This is a genomic window from Pseudomonas sp. 313, assembly GCF_000316965.1.
GTDB classification, from domain to species: Bacteria; Pseudomonadota; Gammaproteobacteria; order Pseudomonadales; family Pseudomonadaceae; genus Chryseomonas; species Chryseomonas benzopyrenica.
On sequence record NZ_ANBZ01000028.1, the window covers coordinates 80,862 to 98,518 of the forward strand.

A 17,657-nucleotide genomic window follows, 5' to 3' on the forward strand; every position below is an offset into this window, starting at 1 on the left:
CGTCGAAGCCCAACAGGCCACGGATTTGGTCCAGGAACAACGACTTTCAACCCTCACTCGGATAACCCCCTCTCCCTTGGGGAGAGGGCTGGGGTGAGGGCGCCCCTCGCACCGAAGGCCCCGGTGGAAAAGGCTAACGCTTTTTCCATGCCGAGGCGTCCTGGGATCGTTTGGGCGATCGCGGCCATGGGCCGCTCCTACAAAACGAGGAAGTACTGCTGTTTCTACCCTTGAAGAGCGTCGCCTCATGAGGCAAGCCACCATCTTTAAATGCATGTTTCAAATAAAACAATAATTAGGATATGCGCATAAGGAATTTCCTTCTTATGCCCTGGTTGCCTAAGGTGGAACCCAGCCAACGCCTTCCTGAAGGCGTCCCCTTACCTCGGCACGGGATTCACCACCATGAGCGTCCAATTCCTCGGCATGATCGGCCACCGCCTCACCTCGGAGATCATCGCCCCCTCCGGTCCCATCTTCGACAAGGGCTATATCACCCGCTTCGCCCAGGCCCATGAGCAGGCCGGCTTCGATCGCATCCTGGTCGGCTACTGGTCCGACCAGCCCGATGGCTTCCTGGTCACTGCCCTGGCGGGGCAGGCCACCCGGACGCTCAAGTTCCTACTGGCCCACCGTCCCGGTTTCGTCGCCCCGACCCTGGCGGCGCGTAAGCTGGCGACCCTCGATCATCTGCTCGACGGTCGCCTGGCGGTGCACATCATCAGTGGTGGCAGCGATGGGGAGCAGCGCAAGGACGGCGACTGGCTCGACCACGACCAGCGCTATGCCCGCACCGAGGAATTCCTCGACGTGGTCCGCCAGGAGTGGACCAGCACCCAGCCCTTCGATCACGAGGGCGAGCACTACCGGGTGGCGAAGGGCTTCTCCGCCATCAAGCCGCTGCAGCAGCCGAGCCTGCCGGTCTATTTCGGCGGCTCCTCGCCAGCCGCATTGCGGGTGGCCGGCAAGCACGCCGACGTCTTCGCGCTGTGGGGCGAATCCCTGGCCCAGACCCGCGAGACCATCGCTGCGGTCCGCGCCGAGGCGGCGCGCCATGGCCGTACCCCAAAATTCAACGTGTCCTTCCGGGTGATCCTTGGCAACACCGAGGATGATGCCTGGGCCAAGGCCGAGGCCATTCGCCAGCAGGCCAAGGCGCGCCTCGCCGCCGACGGCGCCGTGCATCCCGCCAAACCCGAAGCGGTCGGGGCACAACGTCTGCGCGATACCGTGGCCTTGGGCGACCGTGTGGATCGCCGGCTCTGGACCGGCATCGCCGCCCTGGTCGGCGGCGGGCACAACTCCACCGCCCTGGTGGGCACCGCCGAGCAGGTGGCCGATGTCCTGCTGGACTACTACGACCTGGGCGTCGCCAGCTTCCTGATCCGCGGCTTCGATCCGCTCAACGACGCCGTCGAGTACGGCCGCGAACTGATTCCCCTGACCCGGCAGAAGGTCGCCGCGCGCCTGGCCGGTGCCCGCCGCACCGGCTGAACCCCGACATCTGACACCTGCGCGACCGTACCCACGGAGCGCTCCCGATACCTTCGAGGAGACGCCTTCGTGATCAAGGGATTGCTATTCGCCGCCGGCCTGCTGGCTGGCACCTCCGCCAACCTGGCCCAGGCGGTCACCCTCTCCATCGGTGACCAGTTCTACTACAGCAGCACCCTGCTGGAGCAGGCAGGTGAACTCAAGGACCTGCCGTACGAGATCCAGTGGAAGAGGTTCAACGCCGGTGGCCCGGTGGTGGAGGCGCTCAATGTCGGCTCCATCGACCTGGGCATCGTCGGCGACACCCCGGTGATCGCCCTGGCCGCCCGGGGTGGGCCGATCAAGGTGGTGGCAGTGACCCGCAATAGACCGGACGGCACTGCCATCGTGGTCGGCAAGGATTCACCCATCAAGACGGTGGCGGACTTGGCCGGCAAGCGCGTGGCCATCTGGAAGGGCTCCTGGAGCCAGCAACTGGTCTACTCGGCGTTGGAGCAGGCGGGAGTGCCCAGCGATGCGCCGCGCTACAGCTACCTGATGCCTACCGAGGCGGTCGCCGCCTTGAGCCAGGGCACCCTCGATGCCACCGCCACCTGGGAGCCCTACGTGAGCATGGTAGAGCGCCAGGGCGGACGGGTGCTGATCACCGCCAAGGACCTGATGCCGGCGCCGGTCTATGTGGTGGCCAACACCCAGCGCCTGGACGAGAACCGCGCCGCCATCGGCGATTTCATCGCCCGCTTGCAACGTGCTCGCAGCTGGGCGCGCGACCACGTCGACGTCTATGCCCAGGCCTGGGCCAGGCGCAACAACTCCGATCCGGCCATCGCCGAACGCTGGTTCCGCCGCGACGCCACCTGGGTCGAACCGATCAGCGCCCAGGCCTTGAGCGACGGCCAGAAGACCGCCGATTTCCTGGTCAAGGCCGGGGTGCTGCAACAGCCGTACGACGTCAAGCCGCTCTATGACCAGAGCTTCAACCGCTACCTGCAGACGCCCCGGGAGGCCAGCCGATGAGTCGCCAATTGCACCTCGCCGGCTTCCTGCTGGCTGGTCCGGTCGTCCATAGCCACGCCGTCTGGCGCCATCCCGAAACCCAGGGCGACTTCCTCGACCCGGACTATTACGTCCGCGCGGCCAAGGCGCTGGAGGAGGGGCTGTTCGACTTCCTGTTCTTCGCCGACCGCCTGGCCGTGGGCGACCAGCTCGGCGGCTCACGGGAGACCGCCCTGCGCCTAGGGGCCCAGGACGCCACCCGACTCGATCCGCTGCCGCTGTTGTCCTATCTGGTGGCTCACACCCGCCACCTTGGGCTGGGTTGCACCCGCTCCACCACCTACTACGAACCGGCCCACGTCGCCCGGGCCTTCGCCACCCTCGATCACCTGTCCCGCGGGCGCGCCGCCTGGAACATCGTCACCTCCATGAACGACAGCGAGGGCCGGCTGTTCGGCAGGGAGCGCCACCTGGAGCACGACCTGCGCTACGACCGTGCCGACGAATTCGTCGAGGTGGCCGTCAAGCTCTGGCGTAGTTGGGGACCTGGCGCGCTGCGCCTGGATCGAGACGCCGGCGTGCTGGCCGATCCCGCGCAGGTGCGTGCCCTCGATCACCAGGGCGACTGGTTCCGGGTGGAGGGCCCGCTCAACATCCCGCGCAGTCCGCAAGGGCGGCCGGTACTGATCCAGGCCGGCTCCAGTGGTCGTGGCCGGCGCTTCGGCGCACGTTGGGCCGAGGCCATCTTCACCATCCAGCCCAACCTCGCCGCCATGCGCGCCTTTCGCGACGACGTCCGCCGCCAGGTGCTGGAGCAGGGGCGCTCCCCCGACGGCTGCAAGATCCTCACCTCGGTCATGCCCTTCATCGGCGGCAGCGAAGCCGAAGCACGGGCCAAGCAGGAAAGGCACAACGCCCTGGCGCAACCCGAGGTGGGGCTGATCACCCTCTGCTCCCAGCTCAATATCGACCTGTCCCGCTTTACCCTTGATACCGCCCTGGGTGAGGTGGCCGAGGTCGGCGGCCTGCCACCGGCCGCTGCCGAAAAACTCCTGGCGCTGGGGTCGCGGACCACCCTGGCCGAATTGGGTCGCAGCTATGCCGCCAGCGTGCGGGTGCCGCAACTGGTGGGCACCGGCGCCCAGATCGCCGAACAGCTGGCCGAGCTGTTCGAAGCCGGCGGCTGCGACGGCTTCGTGATTTCCCCCGGCTACCTGCCGGGGTCCTTCGTCGAGTTCAGCGAAAGCGTGGTGCCGCACCTGCAGCGCCGCGGCCTGTTCCGACGCCAGTACCAGGGCACGACCCTGAGAGACCACCTGGGCCTCGGCCCCCTGGAGGACTAGATGAGCACCATTAAGGATACTGAGGCTTGGCTGACGCTGGCCCGCGAGATCGGCGCGGAATTCGCTGCCCGGGTGGTGGCTGACGAACGCGACCGCATTCGTCCCGATGCCCAGCTGCAAAGACTCAAGGACAGCGGCCTGACCAACCTGGTCATACCCGTGCATCTTGGTGGCGCCGGCCAGCCCTGGTCACTGGCCATGCGCGTACTGCGCGAGATTGCTGCCGGCGACGGCTCGGTCGGCCTGCTCTTTGGCTATCACCTGCTCAATACGGTGAACCTGCGCCGCGAGCCCCAGCCACGGCGCGACCGCCTGCTGGCGGAAATCGCCGAGGGCCGGCTGTGGCTGGCCGGAGTGGTCAATCCACGGGATGACGACATCCTCGCCACGCCCGTTGCCGGCGGTGGCTATCGCCTGACCGGGCGCAAGGGCTTCTGCAGCGGCGCCGTCTTCGCCGATCGCCTCACCATCAGTGCCCGCGACCGGCAGAGCGGGGCGCGGCTGATGGTCACCCTGCCAGGGGATCGCGCGGGGCTGGCCTATGCCGAGGACTGGGACCACTTCGGCGTGGCGCGCAGCGACAGTGGCAGCTTTACCCTGACCGACGTCTGGGCCAGTGCCGAGGAGGCCCAAGTCTGCGACCTGGAAGATGCCGGTGACTTTGCCGCGGTGATCCGCACCCCGGTCAACCAGTCGGCCTTCACCCAGTACTACCTGGGTGCCGCCCAGGGCGCGCTGCGCGAGGCGCGGCGCTATCTGCATGCAGAGGCGCGGCCTTGGGTGCATTCCCTGGCCGCCAGCGCCAGCGAGGATCAACTGGTGTTGAGCCAGATGGGCGAACTCTGGATCGCCCTGCAGGGCGCCGTGGCCCTCGCCGACGTGGCAGCACGGCGGGTGGATGACCTGCTCGAGGCCGATGCCACCTTTACCGCCGACCTGCGCGGCGAGACGGCCATCGCCGTGGCCAGCGCCAAGGTGCTGGCTGCCCGTACCGCCCTGGACGTCACCACCCGGGTGTTCGACGCCCTGGGTGCCCGCGCCACCCACAACCGCCTCGGTCTGGATCGCTTCTGGCGCGACGTGCGCACCCACAGCCTGCACGACCCCCTGGCCTACAAGGTGCTGGAGGTCGGCCGTTATGCGGTCAATGGCCAGTACCCCGATATCCGTGCCTATACCTGACGAGAGGCTTCCCATGCTACGCAAGACCCTTGTTGGCCTCACCCTCGGCCTGCTCGCCGCTACCCAGACGTTGGCTACCACGCTGGTGGTGGGCGATCAGAGCTATAACACCCGTACCGTGATGGAAGCCGCCGGTGTCCTCGACGACCTGCCGTACCAGCTGGACTGGAAGCAATTCACCGCCGGTTCGCCGGTGGCCGAGGCGCTCAACGTCGGCAGCCTCGACCTGGGCCTGCTGGGCGATGCGCCGCCGCTGTTCCTTGGCGCCCTCGGCGCGCCGATCAAGGTGGTCGGCATCAGTCGTCAGAGCCTTGACGGGGTGGCAGTGCTGGTGCGCGGCGATTCCAGCATCCGTAGCCTGGCGGATCTGCAGGGCAAGACGGTGGCCATCTGGAAGGGCTCCTGGAGCCAGCAATTGGCCTTGTCCGCCCTGGATCGCGCGGGCGTACCACGCGATCGGGTGAGCTTCCGCTACCTCAACGCCCTGGATGCCTCCCATGCGCTGGAGGGCGGCTCGGTGGACGCCATCGCCACCTGGGAGCCCTATGTCACCCAGGCCCAGCGCCATGGCGCCCGGGTGCTCACCACCGCCGAAGATCTGATACCGGCACAGAGTTTCGTGGTGGCCAGCCAGCGCGCCCTGGAGGATGCCGCCAAGCACCGTGCCATCGGCGACTTCCTGCAGCGGCTGCAACGGGCACGGACCTGGGCCAATGCCGATCCGGCGCATACGGCGCGTTATGCCCGCGCCTGGGCCGAGCGCACCCGCGCTGATGCGGCCATCGCCCAGGCCTGGTTCGCCCGTGCCCGCACCAGCATCGGGCCAGTCACTCCTGCAGCCATTGCCCAGGCGCAGCGCACCGTCGACTTCTTCGCGGGCGAAGGGCTGGTCAAGGGCTATGACGCCAGCCGTCTGTTCTACGATGGCTTCGGCACGAGCCTGGCCCCGCTCGCGCAGACGGCGCAACGCTGAGCACCGGGCAGCGGAGGAGGTGTTGCGTTATGCTTGAGGCGCATATCCACCAGCAGGAAGTCAGACGCCTCCTCATGAAGACGGACGATATCGAAGCCTTCGTCGCGGTGCTCCGCAGCGGCTCCCTCAACGCCGCCGCGCACACGTTGGGCCTCACCCAGCCGGCCATCACCCGGCGCCTGCAGAGCCTGGAGCAGGATCTCGGGGTCGAGTTGCTCGACCGCCACACCAAGCCGCTCAAGCCAACGCGCCTGGGTCAGGAGGTCTACGGTCATTGCCGTGCCATTCTGCGCGAGATGGATGCCCTGCGCGAGCGGGTGGCGGGTGATACCCCGCCGTCTGGACTGCTGCGCCTGGGCGTACCCCAGACCCTGGGCGATGCGCTGTTGCTGGAGGCCGTGAAAGACATCCGCACCCGCTACCCGGAGCTGCGCACCCAGGTGGCGACCGGCTGGGGCAGCGTACTGGTGAGCCGGATCGAGCACGGCGAACTGGACGGCGCCCTGGTGCTGTTTCCGGCCAACAAGGTCTTTCCCGACGGTATCGAGGCCCAGGCCCTGGGCGCCATGCCCTTGCAGGTGGTCTGCGCCCGCGCGCAGGCGCCGGCCAAACCCAAGCGCCTGGCCGACCTCCAAACGCAGGGCTGGGTGCTCAATCCCGATGGCTGCGGCTTTCGCGCCAGTCTGCAGCGCACCCTGGCCGAGCAGGGCCAGGCGCTGCGCATCAACCTGGAAACCTATGGCACCGAACTCCAGCTCGGTCTGGTGGCGGATGGCCAGGGCCTCGGCCTGGTCCCGGCACCGCTGCTGGCCTTGAGCGCCCATCGCGAACGGCTGGCGGTGATTCCCTTGAAGGACTTCAAGCCGGAGATCCAGCTGTGGCTGGTCCACCCACGCTTTCTCGGGCCGCTGCAGGAGGTGGTCGAGGGCTTCGGGCGGGCGGCGAGTCAGCTGTTGGCAGCCTCCTGACAGCAGAACGCCCGGCAGCCAGGCTGCCGGGCGTCCGCTAACGCCTGCTTAGGCCGCAGGTTTCGCTAAGAACTCCCGCAGCACGTAGTGCAGGATGCCGCCGGCCTTGAAGTAGCTCACTTCATTGAGCGTGTCGATGCGGCAGAGCACCTCGACGCTTTCCAGGCTGCCATCCTCACGGGTGACTTCCAGGGTCAGCGGCATGCGCGGGCGCAACTCGACGCCGTCGATGCCCAGCACGGCGATCTTTTCCTTGCCGGTCAGCCCCAGGGACTTGCGATCGACGCCGTCCTTGAACTGCAGCGGCAGCACGCCCATGCCCACCAGGTTGGATCTGTGGATGCGCTCGAAGCTCTCGGCGACCACGGCCTTCACGCCCAGCAGGTTGGTGCCCTTGGCCGCCCAGTCACGGGAGGAACCCGTGCCGTATTCCTTGCCGGCGATGATCACCAGCGGCGTGTTCTCTAGCTCGTACTTCATGGCCGCGTCGTAGATCGACAGCTTTTCGCCAGTGGGGACGTGGAAGGTGTTGCCGCCTTCCTCGCCGCCCAACATCTCGTTCTTGATGCGGATGTTGGCGAAGGTGCCACGCATCATGACTTCGTGGTTGCCACGACGGGAGCCGTAGGAGTTGAAGTCGGCATAGTCCACGCCGTGCTCGGCGAGGTAGCGACCGGCGGGGCTGTCCTTCTTGATGTTGCCGGCAGGGGAGATGTGGTCGGTGGTGACCGAATCGCCCAGCAAAGCCAGGATGCGAGCATCGTGGATGTCGGCGATACGCGGCGGATCGCCGGCAATCGTCTCGAAGAAGGGCGGATTCTGGATGTAGGTGGAGTCGGCATCCCAGACATAGGTCTCGGCGTCCGGCACCTGGATCGCCTGCCACTTCTCGTCACCGTCGAAGACGGCGCCGTATTGTTTGTGGAACATGGCGGTGTCGAGCTTCTGCACGGCGTCGGCCACTTCCTGCTGGCTGGGCCAGACGTCTTTCAGATAGACCGGCTGACCGTCGTTACCCATGCCCAGCGGCTCCTGGGTCAGATCGACCTTGACGCTGCCGGCCAAGGCATAGGCCACCACCAGCGGCGGGGAGGCCAGCCAGTTGGTCTTGACTAGCGGATGCACCCGGCCTTCGAAGTTGCGGTTGCCGGAGAGCACCGAGGCCACGGTGAGGTCGGCGTCCTGGATCGCCTTTTCGATGGGATCGAGCAGCGGGCCGGAGTTGCCGATGCAGGTGGTGCAGCCATAGCCGACCAGATCGAAACCGAGGTCGTTGAGATAGGGGGTGAGACCGGCGGCGTTGTAGTAGTCGGTCACCACCTTGGAGCCGGGGGCCAGCGACGACTTCACCCAGGGCTTGCGCATCAGGCCCTTCTCGGCGGCTTTCTTCGCCAGCAGACCGGCGGCCATCATCACGCTGGGGTTGGAGGTGTTGGTGCAGGAAGTGATGGCGGCGATCACCACGGCACCGTCCTCCAGCTGGAAGGTCTGGCCATCAAGCTGGACTTCCACGCCACTGCCCACCTTGGGGGCCTCGGCTTTTTTCGGTGCCAGGGCAGTGAAATCGCCAAAGGTCTTGGCGACTTCGCCGAGCAGCACACGATCCTGTGGTCGCTTGGGGCCGGCCAGGCTGGATTGGACTTCGCCCATGTCCAGCTCCAGCACGTCGGTGAACACCGGCTCGTCGCCGGGATTGCGCCACAGGCCCTGGGCCTGGGTGTAGGCTTCCACCAGTTGCACGGTCTCCTCGGGGCGACCGGACAGGCGCAGGTAATCCAGGGTGATCTGGTCCACGGGGAAGAAACCGCAGGTGGCGCCGTACTCCGGCGCCATGTTGCCAATGGTGGCGCGGTCGGCCAGGGGCAGGGTGGCCAGGCCATCACCAAAGAATTCGACGAACTTGCCCACCACGCCCTTCTTGCGCAGCATCTGGGTCACGGTCAGCACCAGGTCGGTGGCAGTGATGCCCTCGCGCAGCTTGCCGGTGAGCTTGAAGCCCACCACCTCGGGGATCAGCATGGACACCGGCTGGCCGAGCATGGCCGCCTCGGCCTCGATACCGCCCACGCCCCAGCCCAGCACGCCCAGGCCATTGATCATGGTGGTGTGGGAGTCGGTGCCGACCAGGGTGTCGGGGAAGGCATAGGTGCGGCCGTCCTCGTCCTTGGTCCAGACGGTGCGGCCCAGGTACTCCAGGTTGACCTGGTGACAGATACCGGTGCCCGGCGGGACCACGCGGAAGTTGTCGAAGGCGTTCTGGCCCCAGCGCAGGAAAGCATAGCGCTCGCCATTACGCTCCATCTCGATCTCGACGTTCTCGTGGTAGGCGTTTTCGCTGGCGTAGCGATCCACCATCACCGAGTGGTCGATCACCAGGTCGACGGGGGAAAGCGGATTGATCCGCTGCGGATCGCCACCGGCCTTGGCCACGGCTTCGCGCATGGCGGCCAGGTCGACCACTGCCGGTACGCCAGTGAAGTCCTGCATCAGCACCCGCGCCGGCCGGTACTGGATCTCGCGATTGGCGGAGCGGGTCTTGGTCCAGTCGGCCAGGGCCTGGAGGTCCTCGCCGGTAACGGTCTGGTTGTCTTCCCAGCGCAGCAGGTTCTCCAGCAGCACCTTGAGGGACTTGGGCAGCTGGTCGAGAGTGCCCAGGGTCTTGGCCGCGTCGGGCAGGCTGTAATAGTGGTAGGTGCGCTCGCCTACCTGCAGGGTCTTGAGGCTTTTTAGGCTGTCCAGGGCTGGCATCAGGGTCTCCTTATCGACGGTTGCCCGCTGGCCGTTCGGGCCTCGAAAGGCAGACAAGACCCGTTCCAGCGCTGCGCGGACTGATTTTTCTAGGTGTAGTACTGGACCGACAGCCGCCGCTGGCGTTCCCCAGCGGGCGCGCTGGGGTATAGTGCGCGCCCTGCGTGACCGCTTGAGGAAGCCCTGTCGTGAATACCCTGTTGCTGCTGTGCCGTACCGGATTCGAAGGCGAGGTCTGCGCCGAGCTCGGCGAGCGGGCGGCGCTGCTCGGCGTGGGCGGATACGCCAAGGGCAAGCCGGGTGCGGCCTATGCGGAATTCGTCTGTGGCGACGCCGAGGGTGCCGCCCGGTTGATGCAGAACATCACCTTCGGCGAGCTGATCTTCCCTCGTCAGTGGTCCCGTGGCGCCTTTCTCAGCCTGCCCGAGCAGGACCGCATCGGTCCGCTGCTGGAGCTGCTGGCCAGCTATCCCGTCTGCGGCAGCCTGGCTCTGGAGATGCCCGATACCAATGACGGCAAGGCGCTCTCCACCTTCTGCAAGAAATTCGAGCGCCCCCTGACTCTGGCGCTGCGCAAGGCAGGTCGTCTGGTGGACGATGCCCGGGCGCCACGCCTGCAGCTGACCTTTCTCAGTGGCCGCGAGGTTTTCGTCGGCGTGGTCGAGCCGGACAACGCCGCGCTCTGGCCCATGGGCATCCCACGGCTGAAGTTTCCTCGCGAGGCCCCCAGTCGCTCGACGCTCAAACTGGAAGAAGCCTGGCACCAGTTCATTCCCCGCGCCGAATGGGAGACCCGTCTGGCGCCGGAGATGCGTGCCGTGGACCTGGGCGCAGCGCCTGGTGGCTGGACCTGGCAGCTGGTGGCCCGCGAGATGCTGGTGACGGCGGTGGACAATGGTCCGATGAACGAGACGCTGATGGACAGCGGCCTGGTGGAGCACCTGCAGGTCGACGGCTATGCCTATGTTCCCAAGCGCCCGGTGGACTGGATGGTCTGCGACATCGTCGAGAAGCCCGCGCGTACCGCGGCACTGATCGAGCGCTGGATCGGCGAAGGTCATTGCCGCGAGGCGGTGGTCAATCTCAAGTTGCCGATGAAGCAGCGCTATCGCGAAGTGGCCGGCATCCTCGAACGCCTGCGCGACCATTTCGAAGGTCGCGGCCAGCGCGTAGTCATCGGCTGCAAGCAGCTCTACCACGACCGCGAGGAAGTGACCTGTCATCTGCGCCGGCTGGATCGGAAACCCTAGACCGCCATCAGGCTCTGAATGCAGATCGCTGTAACCGTTTTATCCCTGGAGACCCCATGACCCTCGAAGCCGATGCCACCCTCGACGCCAGCGGGCTGAACTGCCCGGAGCCGGTGATGATGCTGCACAACAAGGTGCGCGACATCGCCCCCGGCGCCCTGCTCAAGGTCATCGCCACCGACCCCTCCACCCAGCGCGACATCCCCAAGTTCTGCGTCTTCCTCGGTCATGAACTGGTGGAAAAGAGCGAAGGGGACGGGCGTTATCTGTATTGGATTCGCAAGAAGTTGGAGTGAGGGTTGCGCGAAAGCTCGCTTTGATATTGTGAATTGGCTCACAATAAGTGATCTAGCAAGCAAGGAAGCCTTTTTATGAAAGCCAGGATGCTGGGTGTTGTCTCGCTCATTCTCGCGGGGTGCACGTCGGTACAGGTCCAGCCCGTCGCCGTACGCCCGGATTTGGTATGTATCCAGGAGAATCCTGCGGTTTGGGTGAAGGACTTTCTCCCCGTGGTCCGGGCCGGCTTTGCTCGGCACAGCGTGCCTACCGAGAGCTATACGCAGGTGCCACGCGAGTGCCCATACATTCTTGAGTACACCGCGCGGCAAACCTGGGACGGCGTGCCTTACTTATCAGCTGCCGAGCTGACCCTGCGTGACGCCAGTGGGCGCCTGGTGGGTCAGGCTGACTATCACCTGCGGGGTAAGGGTGGTTTCTCCCTTATGAAGTGGCAGGGGACCGCAACAAAGATCAATCCGGTGGTAGATGAGCTCTTAGGTCAGATGCGTCCCGCACCTGTCACTAGACCGACCACGAGTGCTGTCCCTACCTCCGCACCTGCCGGGCTGACCTTTGAAGACGAATTGGCTGCGCTTCAGGCAAAAAACCTCAGCTATCAGGACTACAGCAATCAGTACCGTGCGCTTCGGCAGCGCTATGGTCTGGATCGCTGACTTCAATGTCGAGCCCGTAACGTTGGGCTTCGCTTACGCTCAGCCTGCCTACGACGCGTAGCCAAGGCCCCACCGCACGGGGTTGGCTTTCGTAGGTTGGGTTGAGACGGCTCCATCGTCGAAGCCCAACAGGACGATGCCCGTCACCCCGTAACGTGTAAAACCGCGCAGCGTTTTCTACCGTCGAGCCCCGAACCCGTGAACAAGGGCATGCCGTTGTCCAGCCTACGCTTAGGCAGCATCCAAGCCTTTGACCACGCCCAGCAGATGCTCCCCTAGCCGGCGATGCTGGTCCGCCTCGAAATGCACGCCGTCCACTGGGCTTACCTGGATGATTTCCCCGGCATTGACGAAGGTCGCGCCCTGGGCTTCGGCCACCTGGCGATAGCGCGCGGCTAACTGGCGAGACTTGGCGGCGCCGCCAGCGAAGATCTCGCCGAGAAAGCCCACTTCCTCGATGGGCGCCGGGGCCATGACGACAAGCCTGGGCGTAGCGCCGTCCGGGCCGGCATTGCAGCGCTTGATCTCTTCCAGCAGCACCTGCAGGGCACTGGCGATGTCCGCGGGCGTCACCGACAGCCGCGCCTTGAGGTCGTTGGTACCCAGCATCAGCAGCAGGACATCCACGGGCAACTGGCTTTCCAGGCAGGGCCGGAGATAGCTGAGGCCGTTCTTGTGGTTGCCGTCGATGGGGTCGTCATGCACCGTGGTCCGCGCCGGCAGGCCTTCTTCGATCACCCGCCAGTCGCTGCCCAGGCCGCGGGCCAGGACGCCGGTCCAGCGTTCCTCCCAGCCGAAGCGTTCGAGTACGCCGGGCTGGGTCAGCGGCCGGGTGCCGTGGGTGTTGGAGTCGCCATAGCAGAGCAGGGTACGCAGGGGCATGTCGGGGACCTCGCCAGGACAGAGTGACGTCCACCCTAGAGGCTTTTCCGCAGCGCCGCGAGAACCGACGGTCGTGGCAGCGACCTCAGCCTTCGCTCGGCGCTTCGCTGCCCCGCGTCGCCTGGTCCAGTGGCGAGCCGCCCACCTCGTAGCGTACGTTCATGCGTGGCGAGGCCAGTTCGATGCCGGCGTCGTCCAGGTAGCGCTTGAGTTTGAGGTTGAAGGCTCGCGAGACCTCCCACTGCTTGATCGGCGCAGTCTTGAAACGGAATCTCAGGATGGCCATGCCGGAATCGAAGCTCTCCACCCCCTGCAGCTCCAGCGGTGACCAGATGTCCCGGCCCATCAGCGGGTCCTGGCGCAGCGAGCGGCCGACGTCCTGAACCATCTCGATGGCCTTGTCCACCGACAGCGCCTGGGGGATCGGCAGGCGGAAGATGGCGTAGCCGAATTGCCGCGAGTAGTTCTGGATGCTCTTGATCTCGCTGAAGGGGATGGTGTGGACGATGCCGTCGATATCCCTGAGTCGCACGGTGCGGATGGTCAGGCCCTCGACGGTACCCAGGTGGTTGCCGACGTCGACATAGTCGCCGATGGCCAGGGAGTCCTCGATGATGATGAACAGCCCGGTGATGAGGTCGGCTACCAGGCTTTGAGCGCCGAAGCCCACCGCCAGGCCGATGACGCCGGCACCGGCCAGCAGCGGAGTGACGTTCACGCCCATGTTGGCCAGGGCGACGATCAGGGCGATGACGAAGATGGTCAGGAACAGCACGTTGCGGATCAGCGGCAACATGGTCTGGGCGCGGGCGTTGTTGGGGCTGACGCGGTGCAGATTGAGGCCGCGGTGGATGGCGGTGTCGGCCAGGATCCACACCAGCCAGGCCAGCAGCAGGGTGCCGCCCAGGCCAAAGAACTTGCTGGCGACCGCATGACCGTCGCCCTGGCTGAATCTCAGCAGCGAGAGATTCCAGGCGCGCAGGGCCAGCTCGATGCCTACCAGCCAGATGACGATGCCCAGCACCAGCACGAAGAAGGCGCGCAGCCGTTCGGCATAGGCTTCCTGGATGCGTCCACTGGGCCGGCGGCGCAGCAGCCGCGCCCGTACCAACGCATTCAGGCCCAGGGCGGCGCCCATGGTCACGGCGAACAGCAGCGCGCGACGCAGGGCGTCGCTGGTGTCGCCGGCGGAGACGAAGGTGGCCACCACCGATACCGCCACCAGGATCAGCAGCGGCAGGTGCCAGAGCCGGGCGATCAGGTGGCGCACGCCCTGCAGGCCACGCAGGGCCTGCCGTTTGGCCAGCGGCTGGTTGCGGATCAGGTGGGCGATGGGGCGGCGGAATCTCAAGGCGAACTGCGCGGTGAGCAGCGCCGCGCAGATATTGGCCCCGATGGCGATGACGGCGGCCAGGTGTGGCCCTAGGGTCTCGGCCAGGTGCGGATCGCTGGCGGCGCCGCCGAGGGCGGCCAGGCTGCCGATGATCCACAGTGGACGGAAGGCGCGTCGGCGCAGGATCAACAGGGCGCGGTTGCGATGGGCGCCGCTGGGGAGGGAGCAGATCACCACCACGGTGGCGGCGAACAGCGGACCGGTGACGGCGGCATAGGCCAGGGCGACGGCCACCGTCTTGCCCAGTGAATCCGGCAGCCACAGGGACACCACCAGGGTCAGGATGAAGGCCAGCAGCCAGGGCGCCAGCTTGCGCAGGGCGAAACGCACCAGATCCAGGGTCCGCGGCTGGAGCGGCAACTCCTCCGCCAGTCCGAATCTCACCCGCAGGCGGTGACTGATGCTTTTCAAGCCCAGGGCGCAGCCGGCCCAGAAGGCCAGGGTGATGACGAAGCCGGAGAGCAGGTTGAGGCGCTGCTCGGGCGCCGGTGCCAGTGCGGCCAGTTCGGCACCGGCCTGCTCCAGCTGGTACTGCCAGCGTTGGCGCAGGTTGTCGCGCTGCAGCTGTTGCTCGACCACCGTCATGGTGTCGGTGATCAGGCCGATCACGCCCTGGGAGGCGCTGGGTTCGGCCTTGGCCTGGGCCGCCTGCAGCTTCTTGAGATCCGCCAGCAGGCGATTGCGCTGCTGCTCGCTTTCCAGGGTCTTGATGACCTGGTCCAGGGACTGACCGAATTGCGGATCGACCTGGTCCTTCTGGGTGCCCGGCAGCCCCGGCAGGGCGGCCTGGACCGGGCCGATGAGCAGAAAGCAGAGGCAGAGGAGTTGTAGCAGGCGAAAGATCATCGAAGCCGCACGCTCACGAAAGAGGGAAACCCTCGTCCCGGTCGGCAGGGCAGCCGTCCGCGACGAGGTGGCCAGTGTAGCAAGGGCAGCGCGCTAGGCGCTGTGGATGCGTCGACGGGCGCTGCGGGCCAGGCGTACCGACAGCAGGATGGCCGCGCAGGTCAGGCCCAGCACCAGCCCCTGCCACAGCCCGGCTGGGCCGCGCGGTGCCCCGAACCAGTCGCTCAGGCCCAGCGCCCAGCCCACCGGCAAGCCCACGCCCCAGTAGGCCAGCAGGGTGATGACCATGGTCGCCCGGGTGTCCTGATAGCCGCGCAGGGCGCCGGCGGCGGTGACCTGGATGGCGTCGGAGAATTGGAAGATACCGGCGAACACCAGCAGCGAGGCCGCCAGCTGGATCACCGCCAGGTCCTGGGAGTAGAGGCCGGCGATGAAGGTGCGCGCGGTCAGCATCAGGGTGCAGGAGACGCAGGCGCAGAGCAGCCCCGCGGCCATGCCGACGCCGGCGGCGAAGCGGGCCTCGCGCGGCTCACCGCGACCCAGTGCCTGGCCGACGCGGACGGTCACCGCCATCCCCAGCGCCAGGGGCACCATGAATACCAGGCCGGAGAAGTTGAGTGCCACCTGGTGACCGGCGACCACGGTCGGCCCCAGCTCGCCGATCAGCAGGGCCACCACGGAAAAGATACTGGATTCGGCGAACACCGCGATGCCGATGGGTACGCCGATGGCCAGCAGGGCGCGCAGCGTTGGGCCGTGCGGCCGCTCGAAGCGGGCGAAGAGGGCGCAGGCGCGATAGCGTTCGGTGCGGATGATCGCCAGCATGGCCAGCAGCATCGCCCACATCACCGTGCCCGAGGCGAAGCCGCACCCAGCGCCGCCCAGGGCCGGCAGCCCCAGGTGCCCATGGATGAAGATCCAGTTCAGCGGCACGTTCAGCGCCAGACCGGCGATGCCCACCAGCATCGCCGGCCGGGTGCGCCCGAGGCCATCGCTGAAGCAGCGCAGCACATAGTAGAAGGCGGTGGCCGGCAGGCCCATGGCGATGCCCTTGAGATAGAGCAGGGTCGGGCCGATCAGCTGGGCGTCGACATGCATGGCCACCAGCAGGGGGCGGGCGTTGAGCAGCAGCAGGCTGGCGATGAGGCCGCAACCCAGGGCCAGCCACAGCGCCTGGCGCACCAGCGGACCGATCTCCTGGCTGCGACCGCCGCCGTGGCGCTCGGCCACCTTGGGCGTGGTCGCCAGCAGGATGCCGGTCATCAGCAAAAACACCGGAATCCACACGGAATTGCCCAGGGCGACGGCGGCGAGGTCCAGGGGGCCGACGCGACCGGCCATGACGGCGTCGACGAAGCCCATGGCCGAATGGGAGAGCTGGGCGATGACGATGGGCGCGGCCAGGGAGAGCAGGGCGCCGAATTCACGTCTGATGCGGGGCAGGGAGGAGGTCACTTGATCGTTCGGTCAGCTTCGGGGCCGATAGTCTAGTCCTCATGGCCCGGGTGGCAACCCTCGCGGCGACCGTTGCCTGCCGCCGATGGCCTGCTAAAGTGCCGGTCCCCGCCCTTGCGAGTGCCCAGGCATGCACATTCTCGCCGACGAAAACATTCCGCTGCTGGACGCCTTCTTCGGGCCCCACGCCACCCTCGAACGCCTTCCCGGCCGCGCCTTCGATCGCGCCGCGGTGAGTCGCGCCGATGCGCTGCTGGTGCGTTCCATCACCCGTGTCGACGCGGCGCTGCTGGCCGGGTCCAGGGTCGGCTTCGTCGGCACCTGCACCATAGGCACCGATCACCTGGACCTGGGCTATCTCGACCAGGCCGGCATCCGCTGGAGCAATGCGCCCGGCTGCAATGCCCGCGGCGTGGTGGACTGGGTGCTCGGCGCCCTGCTGGCACTGGCCGATGGCGCCGGCGCCGAGCTGGCCCGGCGCACCTATGGCATCGTCGGCGCCGGGCAGGTCGGTGGCCGCCTGGCCGAGGTGCTGCGCGGACTGGGCTGGACGGTGCTGGTCTGCGATCCGCCACGGCAGGCGACCGAGCCGGGCGACTTCCACAGCCTGGACGAGTTGATCGAGCGCTGCGACGTGCTCTGTCTGCATACCCCGCTGGTCCGTGATGGCGAACAGCGCACCCTGCATCTGTTCGATGCGACGCGCCTGGCAAGATTGCGTCCGGGCAGCTGGCTGCTCAATGCCTGCCGGGGCGAGGTAGTCGACAACGCCGCGCTGCGTGCGCATCTGGCCGGTGGCGCCGAGCTGAAGGTGGCCTTGGATGTCTGGGAAGGCGAGCCAGGTATCGATCCTGAACTGGCCCGTCTCTGTCAGCTGGTGACGCCCCATATCGCCGGGCACAGCCTGGAAGGCAAGTGGCGCGGCACCGCGCAGATCTATGCGGCGTTCTGTGCCTGGGCGGGAGAGACGCCACGGTTGAGTCTGGACGAGCTGTTGCCACCGCAGCAGCTAAAGCGCCTGGTGTTCAGCGGAGATGCGCCCGAGGCGACGGCCTTCAGGCGTGTCTGTCGCGCGGTCTACGATCCGCGCGACGACGATGCGGCGCTACGCGCGACCCTCGGCCTGCCGGCCCTGGCGCGCGCCCAGGCGTTCGACGCCCTGCGCAAGGGCTAT

Annotated in this window: 14 protein-coding genes; 10 read left to right on the plus strand and 4 right to left on the minus strand. The window is 66.9% G+C overall.

All coding sequences use genetic code 11. The annotated features are described in order from the left end of the window. Positions 1–405 precede the first annotated feature (405 nt). The 6 genes from C722_RS0106195 (at position 406) to C722_RS0106220 (ending at position 6,956) form a co-directional block, all read left to right on the plus strand. Positions 406–1,494, plus strand: coding sequence for an LLM class flavin-dependent oxidoreductase (locus C722_RS0106195; RefSeq protein ID WP_017639674.1), 1,089 nt, complete (start codon positions 406–408; stop codon positions 1,492–1,494). A 69-nt stretch (positions 1,495–1,563) separates the two neighbouring features. Continuing rightward, positions 1,564–2,511: an ABC transporter substrate-binding protein gene (locus tag C722_RS24660; protein WP_017639675.1), complete on the plus strand. Its 948-nt coding sequence runs from the start codon at positions 1,564–1,566 to the stop codon at positions 2,509–2,511. Further along, positions 2,508–3,833, plus strand: a complete 1,326-nt coding sequence (locus C722_RS0106205) for an LLM class flavin-dependent oxidoreductase (RefSeq protein ID WP_017639676.1) — start codon at positions 2,508–2,510, stop codon at positions 3,831–3,833. Before C722_RS24660 ends, C722_RS0106205 begins: the two co-directional genes overlap by 4 nt. Further along, a complete protein-coding gene (locus C722_RS0106210; RefSeq protein ID WP_017639677.1) occupies positions 3,834–5,015 on the plus strand; it encodes an acyl-CoA dehydrogenase family protein in 1,182 nt (393 codons plus the stop codon). A gap of 13 nt (positions 5,016–5,028) precedes the next feature. Next, the gene (locus C722_RS0106215; protein WP_017639678.1) at positions 5,029–5,988 is read left to right on the plus strand and encodes an ABC transporter substrate-binding protein; all 960 of its coding nucleotides are present in this window, start codon (positions 5,029–5,031) and stop codon (positions 5,986–5,988) included. Between the two features lie 74 nt (positions 5,989–6,062). Continuing rightward, positions 6,063–6,956, plus strand: coding sequence for a LysR family transcriptional regulator (locus C722_RS0106220; RefSeq protein WP_026083686.1), 894 nt, complete (start codon positions 6,063–6,065; stop codon positions 6,954–6,956). A 48-nt stretch (positions 6,957–7,004) separates the two neighbouring features. On the opposite strand, the gene acnA is transcribed toward C722_RS0106220, so the two are convergent. Next, positions 7,005–9,704: an aconitate hydratase AcnA gene (gene acnA, locus C722_RS0106225; protein ID WP_017639680.1), complete on the minus strand. Its 2,700-nt coding sequence runs from the start codon at positions 9,702–9,704 to the stop codon at positions 7,005–7,007. Between the two features lie 188 nt (positions 9,705–9,892). On the opposite strand from acnA, the gene rlmM reads away from it, so the two are divergent. The 3 genes from rlmM to C722_RS0106240 all read left to right on the plus strand — a co-directional run bounded on the left by rlmM (position 9,893) and on the right by C722_RS0106240 (position 11,907). Next, entirely contained in the window at positions 9,893–10,954 is a 1,062-nt protein-coding gene (gene rlmM, locus C722_RS0106230) for a 23S rRNA (cytidine(2498)-2'-O)-methyltransferase RlmM (RefSeq protein ID WP_017639681.1), read from the plus strand. Positions 10,955–11,010: 56 nt separating this feature from the next. Beyond that, positions 11,011–11,250 (plus strand): sulfurtransferase TusA, encoded by a 240-nt coding sequence (gene tusA, locus C722_RS0106235; RefSeq protein ID WP_017639682.1) that lies wholly within the window; start codon positions 11,011–11,013, stop codon positions 11,248–11,250. Between the two features lie 75 nt (positions 11,251–11,325). After that, the gene (locus tag C722_RS0106240) at positions 11,326–11,907 is read left to right on the plus strand and encodes an Sbal_3080 family lipoprotein (protein ID WP_017639683.1); all 582 of its coding nucleotides are present in this window, start codon (positions 11,326–11,328) and stop codon (positions 11,905–11,907) included. Positions 11,908–12,138: 231 nt separating this feature from the next. On the opposite strand, the gene C722_RS0106245 is transcribed toward C722_RS0106240, so the two are convergent. The 3 genes from C722_RS0106245 to C722_RS0106255 form a co-directional block, all read right to left on the minus strand. Continuing rightward, on the minus strand, positions 12,139–12,789 hold the full coding sequence (locus C722_RS0106245; protein WP_017639684.1) for an SGNH/GDSL hydrolase family protein: 651 nt from the start codon (positions 12,787–12,789) through the stop codon (positions 12,139–12,141). An 85-nt stretch (positions 12,790–12,874) separates the two neighbouring features. Then, positions 12,875–15,028 (minus strand): mechanosensitive ion channel family protein, encoded by a 2,154-nt coding sequence (locus C722_RS0106250; protein ID WP_017639685.1) that lies wholly within the window; start codon positions 15,026–15,028, stop codon positions 12,875–12,877. A 93-nt stretch (positions 15,029–15,121) separates the two neighbouring features. After that, entirely contained in the window at positions 15,122–16,483 is a 1,362-nt protein-coding gene (locus tag C722_RS0106255; RefSeq protein ID WP_017639686.1) for an MATE family efflux transporter, read from the minus strand. A 130-nt stretch (positions 16,484–16,613) separates the two neighbouring features. Between C722_RS0106255 and pdxB the strand changes: the two genes are divergently transcribed. Next, positions 16,614–17,657: 4-phosphoerythronate dehydrogenase PdxB (pdxB, locus tag C722_RS0106260; protein WP_017639687.1), on the plus strand; the 1,044-nt coding region annotated here is incomplete at its 3' end.

Bases quoted from the DNA above. Each gene is read 5' to 3' on its own strand.
- C722_RS0106245 (WP_017639684.1), bottom strand. From the start codon at position 12,789: ATGCCCCTGCGTACCCTGCTCTGCTATGGCGACTCCAACACCCACGGC.
- C722_RS0106215 (WP_017639678.1), top strand. From the start codon at position 5,029: ATGCTACGCAAGACCCTTGTTGGCCTCACCCTCGGCCTGCTCGCCGCT.
- acnA (WP_017639680.1), bottom strand. From the start codon at position 9,704: ATGCCAGCCCTGGACAGCCTAAAAAGCCTCAAGACCCTGCAGGTAGGC.
- C722_RS0106250 (WP_017639685.1), bottom strand. From the start codon at position 15,028: ATGATCTTTCGCCTGCTACAACTCCTCTGCCTCTGCTTTCTGCTCATC.
- C722_RS0106195 (WP_017639674.1), top strand. From the start codon at position 406: ATGAGCGTCCAATTCCTCGGCATGATCGGCCACCGCCTCACCTCGGAG.
- C722_RS0106220 (WP_026083686.1), top strand. From the start codon at position 6,063: ATGAAGACGGACGATATCGAAGCCTTCGTCGCGGTGCTCCGCAGCGGC.
- tusA (WP_017639682.1), top strand. From the start codon at position 11,011: ATGACCCTCGAAGCCGATGCCACCCTCGACGCCAGCGGGCTGAACTGC.
- C722_RS0106210 (WP_017639677.1), top strand. From the start codon at position 3,834: ATGAGCACCATTAAGGATACTGAGGCTTGGCTGACGCTGGCCCGCGAG.
- C722_RS0106205 (WP_017639676.1), top strand. From the start codon at position 2,508: ATGAGTCGCCAATTGCACCTCGCCGGCTTCCTGCTGGCTGGTCCGGTC.
- C722_RS0106240 (WP_017639683.1), top strand. From the start codon at position 11,326: ATGAAAGCCAGGATGCTGGGTGTTGTCTCGCTCATTCTCGCGGGGTGC.